This window comes from Streptomyces blattellae (assembly GCF_009709555.1).
GTDB classification, from domain to species: domain Bacteria; phylum Actinomycetota; class Actinomycetes; order Streptomycetales; family Streptomycetaceae; genus Streptomyces; species Streptomyces blattellae.
Map to the genome: position 1 here is coordinate 17456 of NZ_WJBG01000120.1, position 20314 is coordinate 37769.

Here is a 20314-nt window from a genome sequence, read left to right on the forward strand (position 1 = left end):
ACACAGGAGGCGAAGGAGCGGTCAACTCGGTCAACTTGGCGACGGGACAGGCGAAGTGACTGGACGATGGGAATAACTGAACGCAAGGGTGTGCGTCGGCACAGTGACCGGACCTGCGGAGGAGTGCCGTATGGCGACAGCGGCCAGAGGGCGCAACGACGCGCTGGCAGCGTGCCTGGACGAGCTCGGCTGGAGCCCGAAGGTGCTCGCGCGCAAGCTCAATCGCGTCTTCGGTACGGGCACCGTCGCCGAGTCGGCTCCGTACCACTGGCGCGACGCCGGACGCGTTCCACGCGCCCCGCTTCCCACCATGACGGCCTACGTCCTCTCGCAGGAGCTGGGACGCGTCGTGTCAATGGACCAGCTGTGGCAAGGCAAGGCCCCGGAGTCCCTGGCCTTCGTGCCGTCAGATGCAAGCATGGAATACACCTGGACGTTCCGGGGACTTGCTCGCATCTTGGAGGACTGGGTGCTCAGCGGACTGGTCGATCGTCGCCGTTTCCTGGCGATCTCGGGCTCTGGCCTGCTCGCGGTGGTCTCCGAGTACCTTGACGGCACGGCCGGCCGCGGGCCGTTCAGTGCCAGGCTCACGGACGACACATCCACCGACCCGCTCGTCGCTCAGGTGGAACAGAACCTCCCGCTGCTGCAGCAGCTCGACGACGAACACGGCGGGGCTCGCCATCTCCCTTATGTCGGAGCCCAGTTCAGATCAGTGGGACTGCTGCTCCACGAGGGCGGGCTCTCCGACGCCGCGACGGTACGCCTGATCCGCGCCCTGGGCGAGATCGGGCAGCTCGCCGGCTGGATGGCGTTCGACTCCGCGGACCACGGTCTGGCGCAGCGGTACTTCGTGACCGCGCTCCGCGCAGCACACCAGGTGAACGACCGGGCCCTGTGCGCGCACATCCTCGCCGACCTGTCGTTCCAGGCTGCCTCGCGCAGCCACCCCGCCGACGCCGTCGCTCTCGGTGAGGCGGCTCGGCGGGCAAGCGAGGGTGGAACCGCCTCGGTGCGTGCCTCGGTTCTCTCACGACTTGCCTACGGATACGCGGCGGCAGGACGCAGTACGGACTTCGAGCGCACTAGCGCGTTGGCCCGCGAGTTGATCGAGGACCGCACCGGCTCCGAGGAGGAGCCCCGCTGGATGTACTTCCTCACCCCCAACCACCTTGAATGCCAGGCCGGTTACTCACTGATCAGCCTCGGCCGCACGGAACTGGAACGGGGAGACCGGGCCCGCGGCCGGCGCTTCGTTCGACAGGGGCAGGACCTGTTGGAGACCGGGGCGTACACAGTGGAGAAGGGAGATCCGAGCCAGCGCCGGGCTCTCTTCGAAGGCGCGTGGCTCGCCCTCGGCTACAGCGCCTCAGGGGACCTGGAACGCTCCTGCGAGGTCGGCGAGACGGCCGCTGCCCGCCTCAGCACAGTGCGGTCGCCGAGAAGCACGGCCGTGCTGAACCGGCTGGCGACCGAGCTGCGCCGGAAGCAGCGGAACGCGTACGTCCGGGACTTCCTCCCCGGCCTCGAGGGACGCATCTCAGAGCAGTCGAGCTTGAGGAGTGCTCGAACAGCTACGGTCGGATCATGACAACGAACGAGACGATCGTCGTCGTGGGTGGCGGGGTCTCCGGCCTCACCACCGGAGTCGTGCTCCTTGAGGCCGGGCTGCCGGTGCGGCTTGTCGCCGAGGAGATTCCCGGGCGTACGTCGCTCGCGGCCGGGGCAATGTGGGGGCCGTACCTGGTTGAGCCCTGGGCGAAGGTCCGGGAGTGGAGCCTCGCGTCGCTCGACGTCTTCCGGCAGCTTGCCGAGGTGGGTGGTGCAGGCGTCCGCATGGTGAGCGGGGTGGAGGCGGCCCGGCACCCTGTCGAGACGCCGCCGTGGAGCGAGCTTCTCCCTGACTTCCAGCAGGCCGATTCCTCCGAGCTTCCCGACGACTTCGTCTCGGGCCACCGCTTCACCGTCCCGTTCGTCGACATGCCGGTCTATCTCGACCATTTGCGGCGCCGGTTCAGTGATCTCGGCGGAGCGGTCGAGCAGCGCGTGGTCCACTCCCTCGACGAGTTCGCGGACGCGGCAGCCGTCGTGAACTGCGCAGGCATGGGCGCGGTAGGGCTGGCCGAAGACAGCACTCTGCGACCAATTCGAGGACAACACGTGGTCGTTGAGAACCCGGGCATCACCGAGTTCTTCTCCGAGGACACGGGGCTGTCGCCCGATCTCGTCTGCATCTACCCGCACGGCGACACGGTCGTTCTAGGCGGTACCGCGATCGACGGCGATGGCGACCTGTCCGACGACGTAGCCGCAGCCAAGAGCATCATCGAGCGCTGTGCTGCTGTCGAGCCGAGGTTGGCGGACGCTCGGGTCATCGAGCATCGGGTTGGCATCCGGCCGACTCGTTCCGAGGTGCGGGTCGAATCCGGCCGCTGCAAGGGCGGCGTTCCTGTCATTCACAACTACGGGCACGGCGGCGCTGGGGTGACCTTGTCGTGGGGCTGTGCGCGCGAGGTGGCTCGGTTGATCACCAGCAGGCTTCGGTGACCGAGTCCTTGCAAGGCTGACGGAGGGGACTCACGGCGCCAGGGTCCGGTGGGGGTTCGGATGGACGTGCCTTTCCGGGCGATCAGTGGGGCTCTGGTTGGCCTGCGACGATGCGTACAGACCGGTGGCAGTCGCGGCTGGAGGACTTCGCGCACAGCGGCGTGATTCTCATCGTCGGGGAGCTCGCGAGCAAGAGTGCAGCGGACGCGAGGGCTGGCGTCGGCCGCAGGGTGGGAGCCGGGGTGGGCCGTTGTCGCCGTTTGTTTGGTAGTGAACCAGAGGTGGGCGGCCAGCGAACGGACAGCGGGTGCCTGCCTGTTATCTGCGCGGGGAGCACAGCTGGTGCAGGATGCCGGTGCAGTTCGGCAGGGGACCATCCCCGCGGGTGCGGGGAGCACCGACTCCTCGGCCGTGGCGTCCGGGCCGAAGAGGTGCTCCCCGCACCCGTGGGGAGCGTCCCGATGTAATAGACGGGACCTGCAGTTCAGTTCCCCGCAACCGTGGGGGCGATGCCGGACCCCCTTCGCGATCAAGTGTGGGCCATCTCTCGCCGGGCGGGCAGACGCCGAGGTCACGGCACCCGGCGGCTGCTCCGGCATGCCCCGAACAACCCGCCCGAGTGGCCGTCAGGTAACCCGGAACCTAACGTCGTACTAAAATTTCCGGCTTGTTACGGAGCTGGAGCCGGACAACCCCAGGCAAACCTGCGGGCCCGCCAGCGCCCCGGAGGCTTCCGGGATCGAGACGCGAGGACCCGATGGCAGCCCTACACGAGAGCAGTGCTCTCGGCCTGCTCGACGAAGAGATCCGCGAGCGATTCGGCAGTACCGCACGTTTCTCGGGCGGGGCCGCGGCATCTCCTCGCACTCTGGTCGATGTCTTCGAGGCGTCCGTACGGTCGTATCCGGACGAACTCGCCCTGGACGACGGTGTGCGGCGACTTACGTACCGTGCGCTGGCCGTCGAGGTCGCGGCGCTGCGGCGCAGGCTCTCCGCCGCCGGGGTCGGACTGGGTGACCGGGTGGGCGTGCGGGTGCCGTCCGGGACCGATGAGCTGTACGTGGCGATCCTCGCCGTGCTGGCCGCGGGCGCCGCGTATGTGCCGGTGGACGCCGAGGACCCGGACGAGCGGGCCGAGTTGGTGTTCGGCGAGGCCGACGTGCGGGCCGTCATCGGTGCGGGGCATGCGATCACCGCCCACGGCAGGGCGGACGTCCCCGCCGGCCGGCCCGGCGCCGAGCACGACGCCTGGATCATCTTCACCTCCGGCTCGACCGGGAAGCCCAAGGGCGTCGCCGTCACCCACGAGAACGCCGCCGCGTTCGTGGACGCCGAGGCCGCGCTGTTCCTCACCGAGGACCCGATCGGGCCCGGCGACCGGGTCATGGCGGGGCTGTCGGTGGCCTTCGACGCGTCCTGCGAGGAGATGTGGCTGGCCTGGCGGTACGGCGCCTGCCTGGTGCCGGTGCCGCGTTCGCAGGTCCGCAGCGGTGCCGATCTCGGGCCGTGGCTGGTCGAGCAGGAGATCACCGTCGTGTCGACGGTGCCGACACTGGCCGCGCTGTGGGAGCCGGAGACCCTGAACGACGTACGGCTGCTGATCTTCGGCGGGGAGGCCTGCCCGCCCGAGCTGGTGCAGCGGCTGGTGACCGAGGGGCGCGAGGTGTGGAACACCTACGGGCCCACCGAGGCGACCGTCGTGGCATGTGCGTCGCTGCTGAGCGGCGAGGAGCCGATCAGGATCGGGCTGCCGCTGAACGGCTGGGAGCTGGCCGTCGTCGACGAGGCCGGGGTGCCCGTCCGGATGGGCGAGAGCGGTCAGCTGGTGATCGGCGGGGTCGGGCTGGCCCGGTATCTCGATGCCGGCAAGGACGCGGAGAAGTACGCGCCGCTTGAGTCGCTGGGCTGGGAGCGGGCGTACCGCAGTGGTGACCTGGTCAGGGCGGAGCCCGAGGGGCTGGTCTTCCTCGGTCGGGCCGACGAGCAGATCAAGCTCGGCGGGCGGCGGATCGAGCTGGGCGAGGTGGATGCCGCGTTGCAGGCGCTGCCCGGTGTCGCCGGTGCCGCCGCGGCCGTACGCACCGCCCGCAGCGGCAATCAGCTGCTCGTCGGGTATGTCGTCACGCAGGACGGCTGGGACCAGGCGGCCGCCGTCGAGAAGCTGCGCGCCGAGCTGCCTGCCGCGCTCGTGCCGCTGCTCGCGCCGGTCGGCGATCTGCCGACGCGGACGAGTGGCAAGGTGGACCGCAATGCGCTTCCCTGGCCGCTCGAGAATCTCGAAACCCCGGAGGCCGAGCGGCTCTACGGCACCGAGGCCTGGCTCGCCGAGCAGTGGACGGAAGTCCTCGGCATCCCCGTGAGCAGCGCCTGCGACGACTTCTTCGCGATCGGCGGCGGCAGCCTGGCCGCCGCCCAGCTGACGACGCGGTTGCGCGCCCGTTACCCGAGCGCGGCCGTCCTCGACATCTACCAGCAGCCCACGCTGCGGAAGCTGGCCCGGCACCTGGAGGAGTCCGCGCAGGACGACAACGCCCAGCGGACGATCGCTCCGGTGCCCAGGCGTGCCCAGGTGGTCCAGCTGCTGGTCCTGCTCCCCCTGTTCACGCTGCTGGGGCTGCGCTGGATGGTGCCGCTGGCCGCGCTGGGGAACGTGCTGAGCGGGTACTCCTGGCTGCCGACCGCTCCCTGGTGGCTGGTCGGGTCCGGGGCGCTGCTGCTCTTCAGCCCGCCGGGACGGCTCGCGATCGCCGCGGGTGGGGCGCGGCTGCTGCTGCGGGGCGTGACGGCGGGGCGGTATCCGCGCGGCGGCGGTGTGCATCTGCGGCTGTGGGCCGCCGAGCGGCTCGCGGAGTTCAGCGGCGCGACCTCGCTGACCGGGTCGTGGCTGGAGCGGTACGGCCGTGCGCTGGGCGCCAGGATCGGGCAGGACGTCGATCTGCACTCGCCGCCGCCGGTCACCGGGATGCTCAAGCTGGGCCGGGGCGCCGCCGTCGAGACCGAGGTCGATCTGTCCGGGTACTGGCTGGACGGTGACCGGCTGGAGATCGGCCCGGTGAAGGTGGGTGCCCACGCGGTCGTCGGCACCCGCAGCATGCTGTTCCCGGGCGCCCGCGTGGGCAAGCGGGCCGAGGTGGCGCCGGGGTCGGCGGTCTCTGGGCAGATTCCCACCGGTCAGCGCTGGGCCGGAGCGCCCGCAGTGAAGCTCGGCAAGGCGAAGCGGAACTGGCCCAAGGACCGGCCGCGCCACGCCACGTTCTGGCGTGTCATGTACGGCATGACAGGCATCGCGCTGACGCTGCTGCCCGTCCTCTCCCTGATCGCCGCCCTGCTGGTCGCGGAGGCCTTCGTGGCTCCGGGCGCCGGGCTCGGCGAGGCCCTGCGGGGTGCCGTGCTCGCGCTGGTCCCGGCGACGCTCGCGTTCGGGCTGACGTACGCCGTGCTGATCCTGGTCGCCGTACGGCTGCTGAGCCTGGGCCTGCGCGAAGGCACGTATCCGACGCTCAGCCGGACCGGCTGGCAGGCGTGGACGGTCACGCAGCTGATGGACCGCTCCCGGGAGTCGCTGTTCCCGCTGTACGCCGGGCTGGTCACGCCGGTGTGGCTGCGGCTGCTCGGGATGCGGATCGGCAAGGGAGCCGAGGTGTCGACCGTGCTGGCGCTGCCGAGCCTGACGACGGTCGGTGAGGGTGCCTTCCTCGCCGACGACACGCTGACCGCGCCGTACGAGCTCGGCGGTGGCTGGGTGAGGATCGGGCGCGCGGAGATCGGGCGGCGGGCCTTCCTCGGCAACTCGGGGATGACCGCGCCGGGGCGGACCGTGCCGGACGGCGGCCTGGTCGGGGTGCTGTCGGCGACTCCGAAGAAGGCGAAGAAGGGCACGTCGTATCTGGGGCTGCCGCCGGTGAAGCTGCCGCGCAGCGCGAGCGACGGCGACCAGAGCCGGACGTACGATCCGCCGGCCCGGCTGCTGTGGGCGCGCGGCCTGGTGGAGCTGTGCCGGATCGTGCCGGTGTTCTGCTCGGCTGCGCTGGCCGTGCTGACGGTGGCGGCGCTGAGTGCGCTGGGCGGCTGGGCCTGGCTGCTGGGCGGGCCGGTGCTGCTCGGGGCGGGCGGGCTGGCGGCCCTGCTGTCGATCGCCGCCAAGTGGTCGCTGGTCGGGCGGCACCGCAGCGGGGAGCACCCGCTGTGGAGCTGCTTCGTCTGGCGCAACGAGCTGGCGGACACGTTCGTCGAGGTGGTGGCCGTGCCGTGGTTGGCCGCGTCGGTGCCGGGTACGCCGGTGATGACGGCGTGGCTGCGCGGGCTGGGCGCCCGGATCGGCAAGGGCGTGTGGGTCGAGAGCTACTGGCTGCCGGAGACGGATCTGGTGACCCTTCAGGATGCGGCGACCGTGAACCGGGGCTGTGTGCTGCAGACGCACCTCTTCCACGACCGGATCTTGCGGACGGATACTGTTGTACTCCGTGAGGGCGCGACGCTGGGTCCTGGCGGAATCGTCCTGCCGGGCAGCGCGATCGGGGCCCGCACCACGCTGGGTCCCGCGTCACTGGTGATGGCCGCGGAGTCCGTTCCCGAGGACACGCGCTGGCTGGGCAACCCGATCGAGGCATGGCGTCGGTGACCGCGGCCGTGTGGGCGTCGGGTGGAGCAGGACGTCGTCGTACGAGCGCGGCGCGAGGAGCAGACGCAGCAGTGGCAGTTCAGCAGTCCGTGGGTGCGGACCCGTACTTCCCCGACAACGGTGACGCCCGTTATCGGGTGCATCGGTACGAACTCGCGCTGGACTACCGCCCGGGGCCGAACCGCCTGTCGGGGACGGCCCGGATCAACGCCATAGCGGGCCGGTCGCCGGTCGGCGGGTTCCAGCTGAACCTGGCCGACTTCAAGATCGGCCGGGTGCGGGTGGACGGACGGCAGCCGCACTACACGCATCGCGGTGGCAGGCTGCGGATCCGGCCCGCCAAGCCGATCCGCGCCGGGGCGGCGTTCACCGTGGAGGTGCAGTGGTCGGGCAATCCCAAGCCGGTGAGCAGCCCCTGGGGCGGGCTCGGCTGGGAGGAGCTGGAGGACGGGGCGCTGGTGGCGAGCCAGCCGGTCGGGGCGCCGTCCTGGTACCCGTGCAACGACCGCCCGGCGGACAAGGCGTCGTACCAGATCTCCATCACGACGCCGTCGGCGTACTCGGTGGTCGCGGGCGGGCGGCTGCTGACCCGGACCACCAAGGCGTCGACGACGACGTGGGTGTACGAGCAGCCCGCGCCCACGTCGAGCTATCTCGTCGGGCTGTCGATCGGCAAGTACCAGACGGTGCTGCTCGGCGATCCGGGGCTGGGCGGGGTGCCGCAGCACGGGCACATTCCGGCACATCTGCTGCCCCAGTTCTCCCGGGACTTCGCTCGGCAGCCCGCGATGATGGAGCTGTTCCAGGAACTGTTCGGGCCGTATCCGTTCGACGAGTACGCGGTCGTGGTGACGGAGGAGGAGCTCGATGTGCCCGTCGAGGCGCAGGGGTTGTCGCTGTTCGGCGCCAACCATGTGGACGGGGCGCGGGGTTGGGAGCGGCTGATCGCGCATGAGCTGGCGCATCAGTGGTTCGGGAACAGTGTGTCCATCGCGGACTGGCGGCACATCTGGCTGAACGAGGGGTTCGCCAAGTATGCCGAGTGGTTGTGGTCGGAACGGTCGGGTGGGGCCACGGCGCAGCAGCATGCCGCCGCGGCTCACCGGGTGCTCGCCGGCCAGCCGCAGGATCTGAAGCTCGCCGATCCTGGGCGCAAGTCGATGTTCGACGACCGGCTGTATCTGCGGGGTGGGCTCGCGCTGCATGCGTTGCGCTGTGCGATGGGTGATGCGGACTTCTTCCGGATGCTGCGCGGCTGGGTGGGGTTGCACCGTAACGGCGCGGTCACCACGGACGCGTTCACCGCGCATGCGGCGCGGTCCACGGCGGAGCCGTTGGAGGATTTGTTCACGGCGTGGTTGCACAAGGGGGCGTTGCCGCCGTTGCCTGAGCAGGATGTGCGGGTTCCGGTGCGGCCGAGTTTTCCGCCGAGCAGCGCGTGACAGCTGGGGCGGGGGCGGGGGCGGTTGTTCTGGGGCCGGGGCGGTTGTGCTGCGGGTGGGCCGGTTGTGCTGCGGGTGAGGCGGTTGTTCTGGGGCCGGGGCGGTTGTGTTGCGGGTGGGGCGGTTGCGCTGCGGGTGGGGCGGTTGCGCTGCGGGTGGGGCGGTTGCGCTGCGGCTGCGGGTCGACTGTGGCTTGTCGCCGACATGGAGGAAGCCGCTGCCGGGGAAGGGCTCTTGCCGCCCGTGTCGCCGCCCTCCCGCATGTTGAAGGTCTCGTCAAGGTCCGCTCGAACTCGGCGAAGCCGGTGACGCGCACCGGCACGCGGCGCTCGCTGCGGTCGTCGGCATTCCGCTCCAATCCCGTCTCGGGCACGATGTTGCAGCAGAATGGCGGCATGTCCCGACGCAACGCGGCTCACCGGCCAGGACGCGCTTCCAGCGCCGCGCACACACGTTCCTGTCCATGCGGTCTCGCGGGGACGTACGAGGAGTGCTGTGGCCGATTTCATCGGGGGGACGCGACGGCACCGACCGCCGAGGCGCTGATGCGCTCGCGTTACAGCGCTTTCGTGAAGCGGGACGAGGCGTACCTGCTGAGCACCTGGCATCCACGGACGCGGCCCGCGCGGGTCGACTTCGACCCCGGGATGAAGTGGACGGGGCTGGAGATCCTGGGTACGAGTGAAGGGTCGGCCTTCCACCCCACCGGGACGGTGACCTTCCGCGCCTCGTACCGGGGCGGCTCACTGCACGAGCGGAGCCGGTTCGAACGGGTGGCGGCAGCGTGGGTGTACGTCGACGGGGAGTTCCTGGCCGAAGTCCGGGACTAGCGGCCCGGCAGGCACTAGGGAGCGAGGATGTCCAGCTCCTGGAGTGCGCCCTCGGTGATTTCCTTCGTCAGGTGCTCGGCGCGGGCCGCGTCGCCCGCCCGGACCGCCTCGGCGACCTGCACGTGCAGGGTGACGGCGGCCGGGTCGGGGTCCTCGAACATGACGTCGTGATGGGTACGGCCCGCGAGGACCTCGGCGACGACATCCCCGAGGCGGGCGAACATCTCGTTCCCGGAGGCGTTGAGGATCACCCGGTGGAACGCGACGTCGTGCAGGAGGTAGCCCTCCAGTTGGTGGCCCTTGGAGTGGGCGACCATGCCGAGGGCGCACTCGGTGAGTTCGGCGCACTGGTCGGCGGTAGCGTGCTTGGCGGCGAGGCGCGCGGCGACCGGTTCGATCGCGGAGCGCAGCACGGTGAGGGAGCGCAGTTGCTGGGGGCGGTCGGCGCCCGCCAGACGCCAGCGGATCACCTGCGGGTCGTAGACATTCCACTCGGACCTGGGGCGGACCGTCACGCCCACCCGGCGGCGGGACTCGACCAGGTGCATGGATTCCAGGACACGGACCGCTTCTCGCATCACGGAACGTGACACGTCGAATCGCTGGGCCAGTTCGTCCGTGCGCAGAACGCTTCCCGGCGGGTACTCGCCCGCGGTGATCGCGGGGCCGAGGGTTTCCAGTACGTGGCCGTGCAGCCCTCGGCCCGGTGTGGTCATGCACTCAGAGTACGGGGAACATCACGCGAACAAAAAGTCAGACTTATTCATCACAGACTCTTGAATTTGTCGTACTTAATGGGTTTCAGTTCGGTGAGATTTTTCGAGGGCATGCGTCGACGGAGACAGCAGACAGTGAGGCAGCGATGAGTACCCCCCAGGTCGTCGTGGTCATGGGCGTCGCGGGCACCGGCAAGACCACCATCGGTCCCCTGCTCGCCGCCCGGCTCGGCGTTCCCTACGCCGAGGGCGACGACTTCCACCCGCAGGCCAACATCGCCAAGATGTCGGCCGGCACCCCGCTCACCGACGAGGACCGGTGGCCCTGGCTGGACGCCATCGGCTCCTGGGCGCACGGGCGGGCGGGGCTCGGCGGGGTGGTCAGCAGCTCCGCGCTGAAACGGTCGTACCGCGACCGGCTGCGGGCCGCGGCCCCCGGCGTCGTCTTCGTGCACCTCACCGGCGACCGCGCCCTCATCGAGGACCGGATGGCGCACCGCCAGGGGCACTTCATGCCGACGGCGCTCCTCGACTCCCAGTTCGCCACGCTCCAGCCGCTGGAGCCGGACGAGGTGGGCGTCGCGGTCGACGTCTCCGGCAGCCCCGAGGAGATCACCCAGCGGGCCATGAACGCTCTCACGGCTCTTCCCGAGCCAAACCCTTGAGGCCCTTGAGGCCCCTCATCCCCTTGATCCTCCTACCTCCCTGACCTCCTGACCTCCTGGCCCCTAACCCCCCACGCACCTTCCCCATCCCCGTACCTGCAAGGGAACCCCCGTGACCAGACTCAACGCCGAGTTGCTGGCAGCGGACGCCGCCGAGCCCATCACCTCGGCCGGCCACGCTCAGCTGGGCATCGCCGTCCTGGCGGGCATCGCCGTCATCGTCCTGCTCATCACCAAGTTCAAGCTTCATGCCTTTCTGTCGCTGACCATCGGGTCGCTGGCGCTCGGCGCGTTCGCCGGGGCGCCGCTGGACAAGGCGATCACCAGTTTCACCAATGGGCTCGGAAGCACCGTCGCGGGCGTGGGCGTGCTGATCGCGCTGGGTGCGATCCTCGGCAAGATGCTCGCCGACTCCGGCGGCGCGGACGAGGTCGTCGACACGATCCTCGCCAGGGCGAGCGGCCGTTCGATGCCGTGGGCGATGGTGCTGATCGCCTCCGTGATCGGCCTGCCGCTGTTCTTCGAGGTCGGCGTGGTGCTGCTGATCCCGGTCGTGCTGATGGTCGCCAAGCGCGGCAACTACTCCCTGATGCGCATCGGCATCCCGGCGCTCGCGGGACTCTCCGTGATGCACGGCCTGGTTCCGCCGCACCCCGGTCCGCTGGTCGCGATCGACGCGGTCAAGGCCGACCTGGGTGTCACGCTGGCGCTCGGTGTTCTGGTCGCCATCCCGACGGTGATCATCGCCGGTCCGCTGTTCTCCCGGTACGCGGCCCGCTGGGTGGACGTCCCGGCCCCCGAAAAGATGATCCCGCAGCGCGCCTCCGAGGAGCTGAAGAAGCGCCCTGGCTTCGGCGCGACCCTCACCACCATCATGCTGCCGGTCGTCCTGATGCTGTCGAAGGCGCTCGTCGACATCGTCATCGACGACCCCGAGAACACCACGCAGCGCGTCTTCGACGTCATAGGCTCCCCGATGATCGCCCTGCTGGCCTCCGTGCTCCTGGGCATCTTCACTCTGCTGCGGCCCGCCGGGTTCGGCAAGGAGCGGGTCTCCGGGCTGGTCGAGAAGGGCCTCGCACCCATCGCGGGCATCCTCCTCATCGTCGGCGCGGGCGGCGGCTTCAAGCAGACGCTGATCGATTCCGGTGTGGGCGAGATGATCCTGGACATCTCCGAGGACTGGTCGATCCCGGCGCTGCTGCTGGCCTGGCTGATCGCGGTGGGCATCCGTCTCGCGACCGGCTCGGCGACGGTGGCGACCGTCTCGGCGTCCGGTCTGGTCGCCCCGCTCGCGGTCGGCATGTCCACCACCGAGACCGCCCTGCTGGTCCTCGCCATCGGCGCCGGCTCGCTCTTCTTCAGCCATGTCAACGACGCCGGATTCTGGCTGGTGAAGGAGTACTTCGGCCTGAGTGTCGGCCAGACCATCAAGACCTGGTCCGTCATGGAGACGATCATCTCGGTGGTCGCGGGCGGCATCGTCCTGCTGTTGTCCTTGTTGGTTTAGAAGGCGTACGACGATGACGGCTCACCCACTCTTCGACATCACCGGCCGCACGGTCGTCCTGTACGGACGGGACGAACAGCGCCTGGCCAAGGCCGCTTCGGCACTGCCCGGCGACGTGCACACCGCGGTGTCCGACGTCACCGACGGGCCCTTGGCCGCCGCCGGAACGGCGGATGTCGAAGAGCGGGTGGCCCGCTCGGCATCCTGGTCAACAACGCGGGGATGCAACTGCGCGCCCCGCTCCTGGAGTTCACCGACTCTGACTGGCGCCGAATCCTGGACACCAACCTGACCACCGCGTTCCCGGTCGGCCGCGAGGAGCATCCAGACAGCCGACGGGCCCGGCACCCGGTGACCCCGCCCCGGGGCAGGTCCCCTTCGCGGGCAACCTGCTCTGCTTGGCTTCGTCTCTTGAGTGGCGGTCTGCCCCAGCTTTCGCAGCCTGGGAGAAGTGGCTTTCCCGGGCTGGGGTGCGCGTCCCATCATGGGGAGATCTCCGGGGCGGAGGCCCGTTCGGGCCGCGGTCCTGGGTCGAGGGCATCGGGGGCGGTATGGCGGTATCACTCGGGGCGCGCATATCCGGTCTGTTGATCGCTGGAGCGCTGGCGATCGCGACGGCTGCTGCGTGTGGCGGGGTCGGGGACGGCGACGGTGCCGCGGGCGGTCCCGGTGGTGGGGGGACGAGTATCTCCGGCGGGGGCGCGGGCGACGGCGGGGCGAGCGGTGCCGGTGGCCCCGCCGCGGACACGCCGATGTGGCGGCCCGATGGTGGGGACGGCGAGGTCGGCGCCACCGATGGGGCGACCGGCGGAATGACCGGTGGGACGACCGGCGGTTCCGAGGGGGCCAACAGGGCTGGTCGGTCGGGCAGTTCGGGCGGGAACGGTGACTCCACCGGCGGTGGCGGGCACGTCGAGGCTCCCGGCTGGCTGCCCCGGGGGCCGAAGTCACCCGACGGCGACCGGACCGCCGACCCGGAGAGCGTCTACGACGCGCTCGGTGAGCACCCCGAGAAGTGCGGGGTCACCGCCGGGCTGATCCCGGCCGAACCGCCGGACGACGACTGGCGCGCGGTCCGGGCACTCGCCGAGGCATGCAAGGCCGTTCAGGGCCAGGGCGGCGACTGGGACACAGCGGCCGCGGACTACGCCGCGCTGCGGGGCAGGCTCACCGGCTGCAAGGGGCGAGCCGCCTACGCCGTACTCGGCGAAGTGCTGCGCTTCCACCGGCAGCATCCGTCCACCACCGTGCGGTTGACGCCGTCCGAGGCTGATGGCGGCGATGTCTGCGACTTCCGCGTCGTCGCGGTGGACGTCGGCGGGGACGGCGAGGCCACGCCGGGTGACACGATCACCGTCCGGGTCGGCGGCATCTACTTCGACAAGCGGGAGCTGCTCAGCGCGACCGGGGCCGTGACCATCGCCGGAGTACCGGCGCAACCCGCCGCGCAGCAGGACCACGGCGCCGAGCCACGCGACCAGCTGACCTTCGTGGTCGTCGTCCCGGTTCCGCCGACCGTCACCTATCCGCAGAGCGCCGACGTGAGCGTCACGTACGGCGGGACGGCGGCGCTGGAGGGCGCCTTCACCCTCGTCGCGCCCGGTACCACGGACTCCGCGAGCCCCTCGCCGGTCGAGTCGTCCGGCACCCCGTCGTCGTCCATCCCTTCACCGTGAGCGACCGCGTCACGGCCGCCAGAGCGAATGTTCCCGGTCCGCCCACTCCCGCGACACCGACCCCGTGCGCATGCCGTGCCGGGCCTCCGGATCCGCCAGCGCCATGCCGACATGGCCGGCGAGGACGATGCCGATGGTCAGGGCGAGCCAGTCGTGGACGAAGGTCGCGCTGGTGCGCCACATCACCGGGGTGAGGTGGGTGAACCACATGATCAGGCCCGTGCCCAGCATCACCAGCGTGGCGCCGGCGATCCAGGCGGCGTAGATCTTCTGCCCGGCGTTGAACTTGCCCGCCGGACGGGCCGACGCCCGCTTGTCGCGGCGCAGGGCCGCACGCAGCCAGACCCGGTCGTGCGGTCCGAAGCGGTTCAGGAAGCGCAGGTCGGCGCGGAAGGCGCGGGAGACGAGACCGGCCAGTACCGGGACGGGCAGGGCGAGTCCGGACCATTCGTGGATACGGACCACCAGCTGGCGGCGGCCGACGAGTTCGGCGAGTTCCGGCAGATACAGACAGGCGGCCGTGACCACGCAGATGCCCATCAGCAACGCGGTCAGCCGGTGCACCCACCGTTCGGCCCGGCTGAACCGGCGGACCCGCGCGGCCGGGGGTGCCTCACGTAGGCTCATCGTCACGTCCGTTCGAGCGGCCGACCCAGCCATCGATGTCGTAGCCGCGTTCCTCCCAGTAGCCGGGCTGCACCTCGTCGGTGAGGGTGATGCCGGAGAGCCACTTGGCGGACTTGTAGAAGTACATGGGGGCGACGTAGAGGCGGACCGGGCCGCCGTGGGAGTGGCCGAGGTCCTTGTCCTGCATGCGCAGGGCGACCAGGACGTCCGGGCGGCGGGCCTGGTCGAGGGTGAGGCTCTCCGTGTAGGCGCCGTCGAAGCAGGTGAAGCGCACCGCCCGGGCCGTGGAACGCACTCCCGCGGCGTCCAGCAACCGGGACAGGCGCACCCCCTCGAAGGGTGTTTCCGGCACGCGCCACCCGGTGACGCACTGCACGTCCCTGACCATCCGGTTCTGCGGCATGGCCTGCAGGTCGGCCAGCGTGTACGTCTGCGGGCGGTCGACCAGGCCGTCGACGGTGAGGCGGTAGTTCCCGGCATCCTTGTGGGACACGGAGGTCACCACCGAGTAGTAGCGGAAGCCGCCGCCGTTCGGAAGCAGGCCGGTCAGTCCCGTGGGGTCCACGTCGGCCGCGCTGCCGAGGAAGGCCTCCAGGCCACGTTGCAGAGGGGGCGCGGCGATCATGCCCAGAGCGCCCAGGCCGAGGGTGCCCAGGAAGACCCGACGGCCGACCGGATTACCGTGTTCCTCGGGTTGTTCGGACTGCTGGGGCTGTTCCAGCTGTTCGGCATTCACCCGTCCATTCGAGCACCCGCGGGCCCGGCGCGGCCAGGGGTCGCGGGTGCTTGTCAGGGTTTCTTAATCATTTCCCGGCGCCCGCGTCTGCCGGTTCCCCGTGTCCGTCTGCCGGTTCCCCGTGTCCATCTCCCGGTCCCGTGTCCGTCTCCCGGTCCCCGATCCCCGTGTCGATCAGGTGCAGCCGGGCAGCTCGGCAACTGTGCGACGGCATGGGAAACAGGGGTGGCACGGGGGTCATGCCGTGCCGAGTGCGGTGGCTCGTGCGGCTCGGAACGCGGTGTACGGGTCGTGGTCCGGGTACGACCACGGGTCGGGGGTGGCGTGCTCGCCGATGCGGTGGAACAGGGCGGCGGCCTCGGCGCCGCGGCCTTCGCAGACCTTGGCGTGGGCGAGGAAGTTCAGATCGACCAGGCGGCGCGGTTGGCCCTCGTGCTCCCACTCCAGCCACCAGTCGAAGGCGGCCTTCATGTCCTGCCGGGCCCGGCGCCCGGCCCAGTGCCCCGAGGCGGCCGGGTCGGCGGGCGCCTGACCGGCGGCGGCCAGCGCGCGGTAGCGCTCGGCGTGCGCGACGACCGGGAGGATCGCGAGCGGAGAGTCGGCGGGGGCCCGCTCGGCACAGTGGGCCGCGAAGTCGTAGACCTCGTGCAGCGGGTCCGGGCCCGCCTCGGCGCGGCGCTCGGCGAGCCGGGCGACCATCAGATGGTGCGCGTGATGGTGGTCCGCGTACCGGCCGCGGATCTCGCCGAACAACCGGATCACCTCCTCCTCGGCGCCGAAGCGGCGCTCCAGCATCAGCAGACCGAGCCACGGCGTGGGGTCGGCGGGCGCGAGCGCTGCGGCGGCGTGGCAGGCAGCACTGGCCTGGACGGGCTTCTCCTCGCCCCGCAGGGCACGTCTGACCAGTGAGAGGGCCAGCAGGACGCAGGCGTCGGCGGAGTCGGGTTCGGCGAGCAGCCAGTCCCGGGCCCAGGCCGTGCTGTACGGCTCGTCGGCGAGAACGGTGACGCGGTGGCCGCGGCGGTCGAAGTCGTCGGCGGTGTGGGCGAGGAGCGTGCGGGCCGCCTGCCAGCGCCCTTGGGCCAACGCGGCGCGGGCGGCGGCGAGTTCGGCGTCGTCGAGGGCAGGGTCGAAGGTCTGGGGCGCGCGTCTTCGGGTACGGACGGGAGGTGGCGGAGGTGGGGGCACCGCGGGATCTTCCTCACGCGCTCATGGCGGCGCGGTTCGTCGGTCGGTCTTGGTTCTGGTGGGCCATCCGGCGATGTCCGGTCACCAGCCAGCACTATCGGCTCGCCGGCGAGTGATCGGCTCGCCAGCGAGTGATCACTTACAGCAAACCTTCAGCCAATACATCCCGTCAAGGCCCACTCGGCCCTTACACGCGTCAACTCCCGTCACAGAAAAGACACTTGTGGTTTACCGATCAACCGAGACCGACGCATGATCACCACACCCTGGCATTTGACTGTGGCGTGCGCCATAGCGCTGCTCGCCCGGCCGTCGGACCATGGCGGGACGGTCATGCGACCGCCCTTGATCCACGGGGTGCCGTGACCGAGTCCACCGCCCGGTTCGGACACTCCCAGGGGCACACCGGGCCCCGGAGCACTACAGTCGGCCGGACGCAGCCCCCCAGCCCGGCCGAACGATCGAGGTACGCAGCGTGTCGCTTCAGGTTCTGATACTCGCGCTGAGCGCCGCCTGCTGCCTGGGCTTCGGCTTCGTCCTCCAGCAGAACGCGGCCCAGCGGGCGCCCCTCAACGACTTTCTCTCCCCCCGCCTGCTCCTGGACCTGATGAAGGTGCCGCGCTGGCTGGGCGGCCTGGGGCTCATGGTGGCCGGTATGGCGCTCGGCGCGATCGCGCTGGGCCAGGGCGAGATATCCCTGGTGGAGCCGCTGCTCGCGACGAACCTGCTGTTCGCGATGGCCTTGTCCCGCCGCCAGACCAGACAGCCGCTGGGCCGCCAGGGCTGGGCGGGGCTCGCACTGCTCGCGGGCGGCGTGACCGCGTTCATCGTCGCGGGGCAGCCGACCGGCGGCACCGCGCTCACCGACCCGCTGCGCCACTGGCTGATCATCGGTGTCATGGTCGGAGCCGCGCTGCTGCTCACGGCGTATGCGAAGCGCTCCCGGCTCAGCTCCGGCCCGGCGCTCCTCGCCGTGGCCGCCGGCCTGCTGTACGGCGTCCAGGACGCCCTGACCCGGGTGAGCGGCCAGCGCTTCTCCGACGGCGGCTTCGTCGAGCTGATGACCGGCTGGCAGCCGTACGCCGTGCTGGCGCTCGGCGTCACCGGCCTGATCCTGGTGCAGAGCGCGTTCGAGACGGCGTCCCTGCGCATGTCGCTGCCCGCGCTGACCGCCGCACAGCCGCTGGCCGGGATCGCCTGCGGGGTGGGCTTCCTCGGCGACCAGTTGCGCACCGACCCGGGCGCACTGGCCTGGGAGGCGGCGGGCCTCGCGGCCATCGTCGCCGGGATCGTCATGCTGGGCCTGCATCCGGCGATGCCGTGCGGAGCGCCGGTGCGGGAGCGGGCGCGCGATCTGCAGCCGAGCTGACCGGCCGGCGGCCTGAGCGGTTGGATGGGCGGCATGAGCGCTGCTGACGAAATCCTCGACATCGTCGACGACGACGACCAGATCATCGGCCGGGCCCCGCGCGGCGAGGCCTACGCCCGCGGGCTGAGCCACCGCTGCGTCTTCATCGAGGCCCGCGACGCCACCGGCCGCCTCTTCGTCCACCGCCGCACCCCGACCAAGCTGGTCTTCCCCTCTCTCTACGACATGTTCGTCGGCGGGGTCGTCGGCGCGGGCGAGCCCTACGACACCGCCGCCCTCCGCGAGGCCGAGGAGGAACTCGGCGTCACCGGCCTGCCGCAGCCCGACTTCCTGTTCAAGTTCCGCTACGACAACGGCGTCGGCCAGAGCTGGTGGTCGGCGGTGTACGAGGTCCGCTGCGACCTCCCCGTACAGCCGCAGGCCGAGGAGGTGGCCTGGCACGACTTCCTGCCGGAGGCCGAGGTGGAGCGACGCCTGGCGGAGTGGGAGTGGGTGCCGGACGGGCTGGCGGCGTATGAACGCCTGAGGGCATACAGAATGGGAAATTCGCGACCGGTATCGTCCTGAACGTGATCGATCTCGCTCGGAACGTCCGTCTGTGGTTCGCCCCACAGAAGATCCGCGACGAGGGCACCACCCCCGACTACCGCTTCTCTCTGGCGAACGAGCGCACGTTCCTGGCCTGGCTGCGGACCGCCCTCGCGCTGATCGGCGGCGGTTTCGCGGTGGACCAGTTCCTTCCGGACCTGCGGTGGGGCTGGCGCGTCGGCCTTGCACTGGCGCTGCTCGCCGCGGGCGTGCTGTGCTCGCTGCGCGCGGTCAACCACTGGCTGCGCTGCGAGCGGGCCATGCGCAGGGGCGAGGATCTGCCGGTGTCACGGTTCCCGGCGCTGCTGAGCCTCGTCGTCGCGATCGTGGCCCTCGCGATGGTGTTCGTCGTCCTCGTCGGCTGGGAAGGGTGACCGCCGAACCGGCCGGGGGCTGGACCAGGGACCCCGGTCTGCAGCCCGAGCGCACCCGGCTGGCCTGGCGGCGTACGACACTCTCGGGCACCGTCGCCGCCGTGCTCGCCATGCGGACGGTGCTGCGGGGCGGCGCGACGGTGGCCGGTGTCCTCGTCTGCGCCCTGTGCGTGGCCTTCTGGCTGGGCTTCCTGCTGGTCGCCCACAGCCGCATCCGCACACTCGCGGCGGCCCACGACCCCGCGACCCTCTCTCCTCGCCAGGCCGCGGCGGCGGTCCTGTGCACCATCGCGCTCGCGGTGTGCGCGGCGGCCCTGATCTCCTGACCCGGATCCGATACGCGCCCCCGTCTCCTGGCCCGCCGTCACAACGGCCTTCCCTTCCTGGTCCGGCCTACTGGTTCAGTTCAGCCGGTACGCGTCGGCGGTCCGCTCCAGGCAGCCCGGACCGCCGAGTGAGGTCCTCGGCGCCGGGACGCACCCAGCACGTTCCCCGAGAGCCTGAGCGCCTCACCGCCGCCGGTGCCGGTGCCGCGTCCACGCCCCCCGGACGGCCACCCCGCGCGCCCTCTGGGCCAGCCAGCCCCTCGCCGTACTCCGCCGACGGCGGCCCGCTGCCACGGGCTCGCCACCGGGCGAGCGCACGTAGTCGTGGTTACTCTCGCTCGCCGTGCCGATGCCCTGGGCCCCAAGTGGCGGGCGTGCTGGACGGCGACCGAGCCGACGCCGCCGGTCGCCGCGTGCACCAGAACGTCTCCTCGCGCTTCACCTCAACGGCTTTGACCAGCACCTGGAAGGCGGTCGCCGGGCCAGGGGCAGCCCGGCCGCCTCCTCGTAGGAGACCGCGTCACCGAATGCGAGCACCTCGGGCCCGCCGTAGCGTGTGTGGCTGATGCCCTTGATGGGTCCGCCCCTCCGGGGCGCCCGGGCGCCACGCACGCCGAATGACCGGATATGCACTGTTCGCGTGGCAGCGTGGCTACCTGTCCGACGTCATCGGACGTACTGCCGAGCATCCGAAGGTGAACCAGCATGACCGTCCTGCACCAGGAACACACCACCCACCCGCACACCCACGGACCGGGCTGCGGGCACACCGAAGTGCCGCACGAGGACCACATCGACTACGAGCACGACGGACATCTGCACCGCGCGCACAACGGCCACTGGGACGAGTGCGAGCCCGCCGGGCACACCACCCACGAGGGCCACGACCACCAGCACGGCGAGGACTGCGGACACCTGCGGGTGCAGCACGGCGACCACGTCGACTATCTGCACGACGGCCACCGGCACGCCGCGCACGACAGCCACTGGGACGACCACTGAGGCGACCGCCGGCACGACCGTCAGGCCAGCCATCGGCCCGACCATCGGCCCGGCCATCGGCCTGACTGTCAGCCTGACCATGGGCCCGACCGCCGAC

General features: G+C 70.9%; 17 protein-coding genes and 1 pseudogene. 14 read left to right on the top strand and 4 right to left on the bottom strand.

Annotation, left to right across the window (positions count from 1 at the left end; genetic code table 11):
- The first annotated feature begins 130 nt into the window (after positions 1–130).
- The 5 genes from GFH49_RS09775 to GFH49_RS09795 all read left to right on the top strand — a co-directional run bounded on the left by GFH49_RS09775 (position 131) and on the right by GFH49_RS09795 (position 9440).
- Complete coding sequence (locus GFH49_RS09775) at positions 131–1591, top strand: NsdA family TPR-like regulatory protein (protein WP_155055427.1); 1461 nt, start codon at positions 131–133, stop codon at positions 1589–1591.
- Positions 1588–2547 carry an FAD-dependent oxidoreductase gene (locus tag GFH49_RS09780; protein WP_155055428.1) on the top strand — a complete coding sequence of 320 codons (960 nt, stop codon included), beginning with the start codon at positions 1588–1590 and terminating at the stop codon, positions 2545–2547. Before GFH49_RS09775 ends, GFH49_RS09780 begins: the two co-directional genes overlap by 4 nt.
- A gap of 757 nt (positions 2548–3304) precedes the next feature.
- Positions 3305–7168 carry a Pls/PosA family non-ribosomal peptide synthetase gene (locus GFH49_RS09785; RefSeq protein ID WP_155055429.1) on the top strand — a complete coding sequence of 1288 codons (3864 nt, stop codon included), beginning with the start codon at positions 3305–3307 and terminating at the stop codon, positions 7166–7168.
- A 71-nt stretch (positions 7169–7239) separates the two neighbouring features.
- Positions 7240–8610: a M1 family metallopeptidase gene (locus tag GFH49_RS09790; RefSeq protein WP_155055430.1), complete on the top strand. Its 1371-nt coding sequence runs from the start codon at positions 7240–7242 to the stop codon at positions 8608–8610.
- 395 nt (positions 8611–9005) lie between these two features.
- Complete coding sequence (locus GFH49_RS09795) at positions 9006–9440, top strand: YchJ family protein (protein ID WP_196217913.1); 435 nt, start codon at positions 9006–9008, stop codon at positions 9438–9440.
- A 14-nt stretch (positions 9441–9454) separates the two neighbouring features.
- Here the strand turns inward: GFH49_RS09795 and GFH49_RS09800 are convergent, their stop codons facing one another.
- On the bottom strand, positions 9455–10156 hold the full coding sequence (locus GFH49_RS09800; protein ID WP_155055431.1) for a FadR/GntR family transcriptional regulator: 702 nt from the start codon (positions 10154–10156) through the stop codon (positions 9455–9457).
- A gap of 146 nt (positions 10157–10302) precedes the next feature.
- Between GFH49_RS09800 and GFH49_RS09805 the strand changes: the two genes are divergently transcribed.
- The 4 genes and pseudogenes from GFH49_RS09805 (at position 10303) to GFH49_RS09820 (ending at position 14007) form a co-directional block, all read left to right on the top strand.
- On the top strand, positions 10303–10821 hold the full coding sequence (locus GFH49_RS09805) for a gluconokinase (RefSeq protein WP_155055432.1): 519 nt from the start codon (positions 10303–10305) through the stop codon (positions 10819–10821).
- Positions 10822–10933: 112 nt separating this feature from the next.
- Positions 10934–12331, top strand: a complete 1398-nt coding sequence (locus GFH49_RS09810) for a GntP family permease (protein ID WP_155055433.1) — start codon at positions 10934–10936, stop codon at positions 12329–12331.
- Between the two features lie 13 nt (positions 12332–12344).
- Positions 12345–12649: pseudogene (locus GFH49_RS09815) on the top strand (SDR family NAD(P)-dependent oxidoreductase); the annotation flags it as partial.
- A 233-nt stretch (positions 12650–12882) separates the two neighbouring features.
- Positions 12883–14007: a hypothetical protein gene (locus GFH49_RS09820; RefSeq protein ID WP_196217922.1), complete on the top strand. Its 1125-nt coding sequence runs from the start codon at positions 12883–12885 to the stop codon at positions 14005–14007.
- Positions 14008–14016: 9 nt separating this feature from the next.
- Here GFH49_RS09820 and GFH49_RS09825 read toward each other — a convergent pair whose 3' ends face one another.
- The 3 genes from GFH49_RS09825 to GFH49_RS09835 all read right to left on the bottom strand — a co-directional run bounded on the left by GFH49_RS09825 (position 14017) and on the right by GFH49_RS09835 (position 16558).
- Positions 14017–14634: a cytochrome b/b6 domain-containing protein gene (locus tag GFH49_RS09825; protein ID WP_155055435.1), complete on the bottom strand. Its 618-nt coding sequence runs from the start codon at positions 14632–14634 to the stop codon at positions 14017–14019.
- Positions 14621–15370: a molybdopterin-dependent oxidoreductase gene (locus GFH49_RS09830; RefSeq protein ID WP_155055436.1), complete on the bottom strand. Its 750-nt coding sequence runs from the start codon at positions 15368–15370 to the stop codon at positions 14621–14623. Before GFH49_RS09830 ends, GFH49_RS09825 begins: the two co-directional genes overlap by 14 nt.
- Before the next feature lie 237 nt (positions 15371–15607).
- The gene (locus GFH49_RS09835; protein WP_155055437.1) at positions 15608–16558 is read right to left on the bottom strand and encodes a hypothetical protein; all 951 of its coding nucleotides are present in this window, start codon (positions 16556–16558) and stop codon (positions 15608–15610) included.
- Between the two features lie 475 nt (positions 16559–17033).
- Between GFH49_RS09835 and GFH49_RS09840 the strand changes: the two genes are divergently transcribed.
- The 5 genes from GFH49_RS09840 to GFH49_RS09860 all read left to right on the top strand — a co-directional run bounded on the left by GFH49_RS09840 (position 17034) and on the right by GFH49_RS09860 (position 20217).
- Positions 17034–17927 (top strand): DMT family transporter, encoded by an 894-nt coding sequence (locus GFH49_RS09840; RefSeq protein WP_155055438.1) that lies wholly within the window; start codon positions 17034–17036, stop codon positions 17925–17927.
- Positions 17928–17960: 33 nt separating this feature from the next.
- Positions 17961–18494 (top strand): NUDIX hydrolase, encoded by a 534-nt coding sequence (locus GFH49_RS09845; RefSeq protein ID WP_155055439.1) that lies wholly within the window; start codon positions 17961–17963, stop codon positions 18492–18494.
- 2 nt (positions 18495–18496) lie between these two features.
- Positions 18497–18889, top strand: coding sequence for a YidH family protein (locus tag GFH49_RS09850; RefSeq protein ID WP_155055440.1), 393 nt, complete (start codon positions 18497–18499; stop codon positions 18887–18889).
- A complete protein-coding gene (locus tag GFH49_RS09855; RefSeq protein ID WP_155055441.1) occupies positions 18886–19215 on the top strand; it encodes a DUF202 domain-containing protein in 330 nt (109 codons plus the stop codon). The genes GFH49_RS09850 and GFH49_RS09855 overlap by 4 nt, the downstream gene beginning before the upstream one ends.
- Positions 19216–19920: 705 nt before the next feature.
- Positions 19921–20217 carry a hypothetical protein gene (locus GFH49_RS09860; protein WP_155055442.1) on the top strand — a complete coding sequence of 99 codons (297 nt, stop codon included), beginning with the start codon at positions 19921–19923 and terminating at the stop codon, positions 20215–20217.
- Positions 20218–20314 lie beyond the last annotated feature (97 nt).

Coding starts and splice junctions, on each gene's coding strand:
- GFH49_RS09775 (WP_155055427.1), top strand. CDS start 131: ATGGCGACAGCGGCCAGAGGGCGCAACGACGCGCTGGCAGCGTGCCTG.
- GFH49_RS09780 (WP_155055428.1), top strand. CDS start 1,588: ATGACAACGAACGAGACGATCGTCGTCGTGGGTGGCGGGGTCTCCGGC.
- GFH49_RS09785 (WP_155055429.1), top strand. CDS start 3,305: ATGGCAGCCCTACACGAGAGCAGTGCTCTCGGCCTGCTCGACGAAGAG.
- GFH49_RS09795 (WP_196217913.1), top strand. CDS start 9,006: ATGTCCCGACGCAACGCGGCTCACCGGCCAGGACGCGCTTCCAGCGCC.
- GFH49_RS09800 (WP_155055431.1), bottom strand. CDS start 10,156: ATGACCACACCGGGCCGAGGGCTGCACGGCCACGTACTGGAAACCCTC.
- GFH49_RS09805 (WP_155055432.1), top strand. CDS start 10,303: ATGAGTACCCCCCAGGTCGTCGTGGTCATGGGCGTCGCGGGCACCGGC.
- GFH49_RS09820 (WP_196217922.1), top strand. CDS start 12,883: ATGGCGGTATCACTCGGGGCGCGCATATCCGGTCTGTTGATCGCTGGA.
- GFH49_RS09825 (WP_155055435.1), bottom strand. CDS start 14,634: ATGAGCCTACGTGAGGCACCCCCGGCCGCGCGGGTCCGCCGGTTCAGC.
- GFH49_RS09845 (WP_155055439.1), top strand. CDS start 17,961: ATGAGCGCTGCTGACGAAATCCTCGACATCGTCGACGACGACGACCAG.
- GFH49_RS09860 (WP_155055442.1), top strand. CDS start 19,921: ATGACCGTCCTGCACCAGGAACACACCACCCACCCGCACACCCACGGA.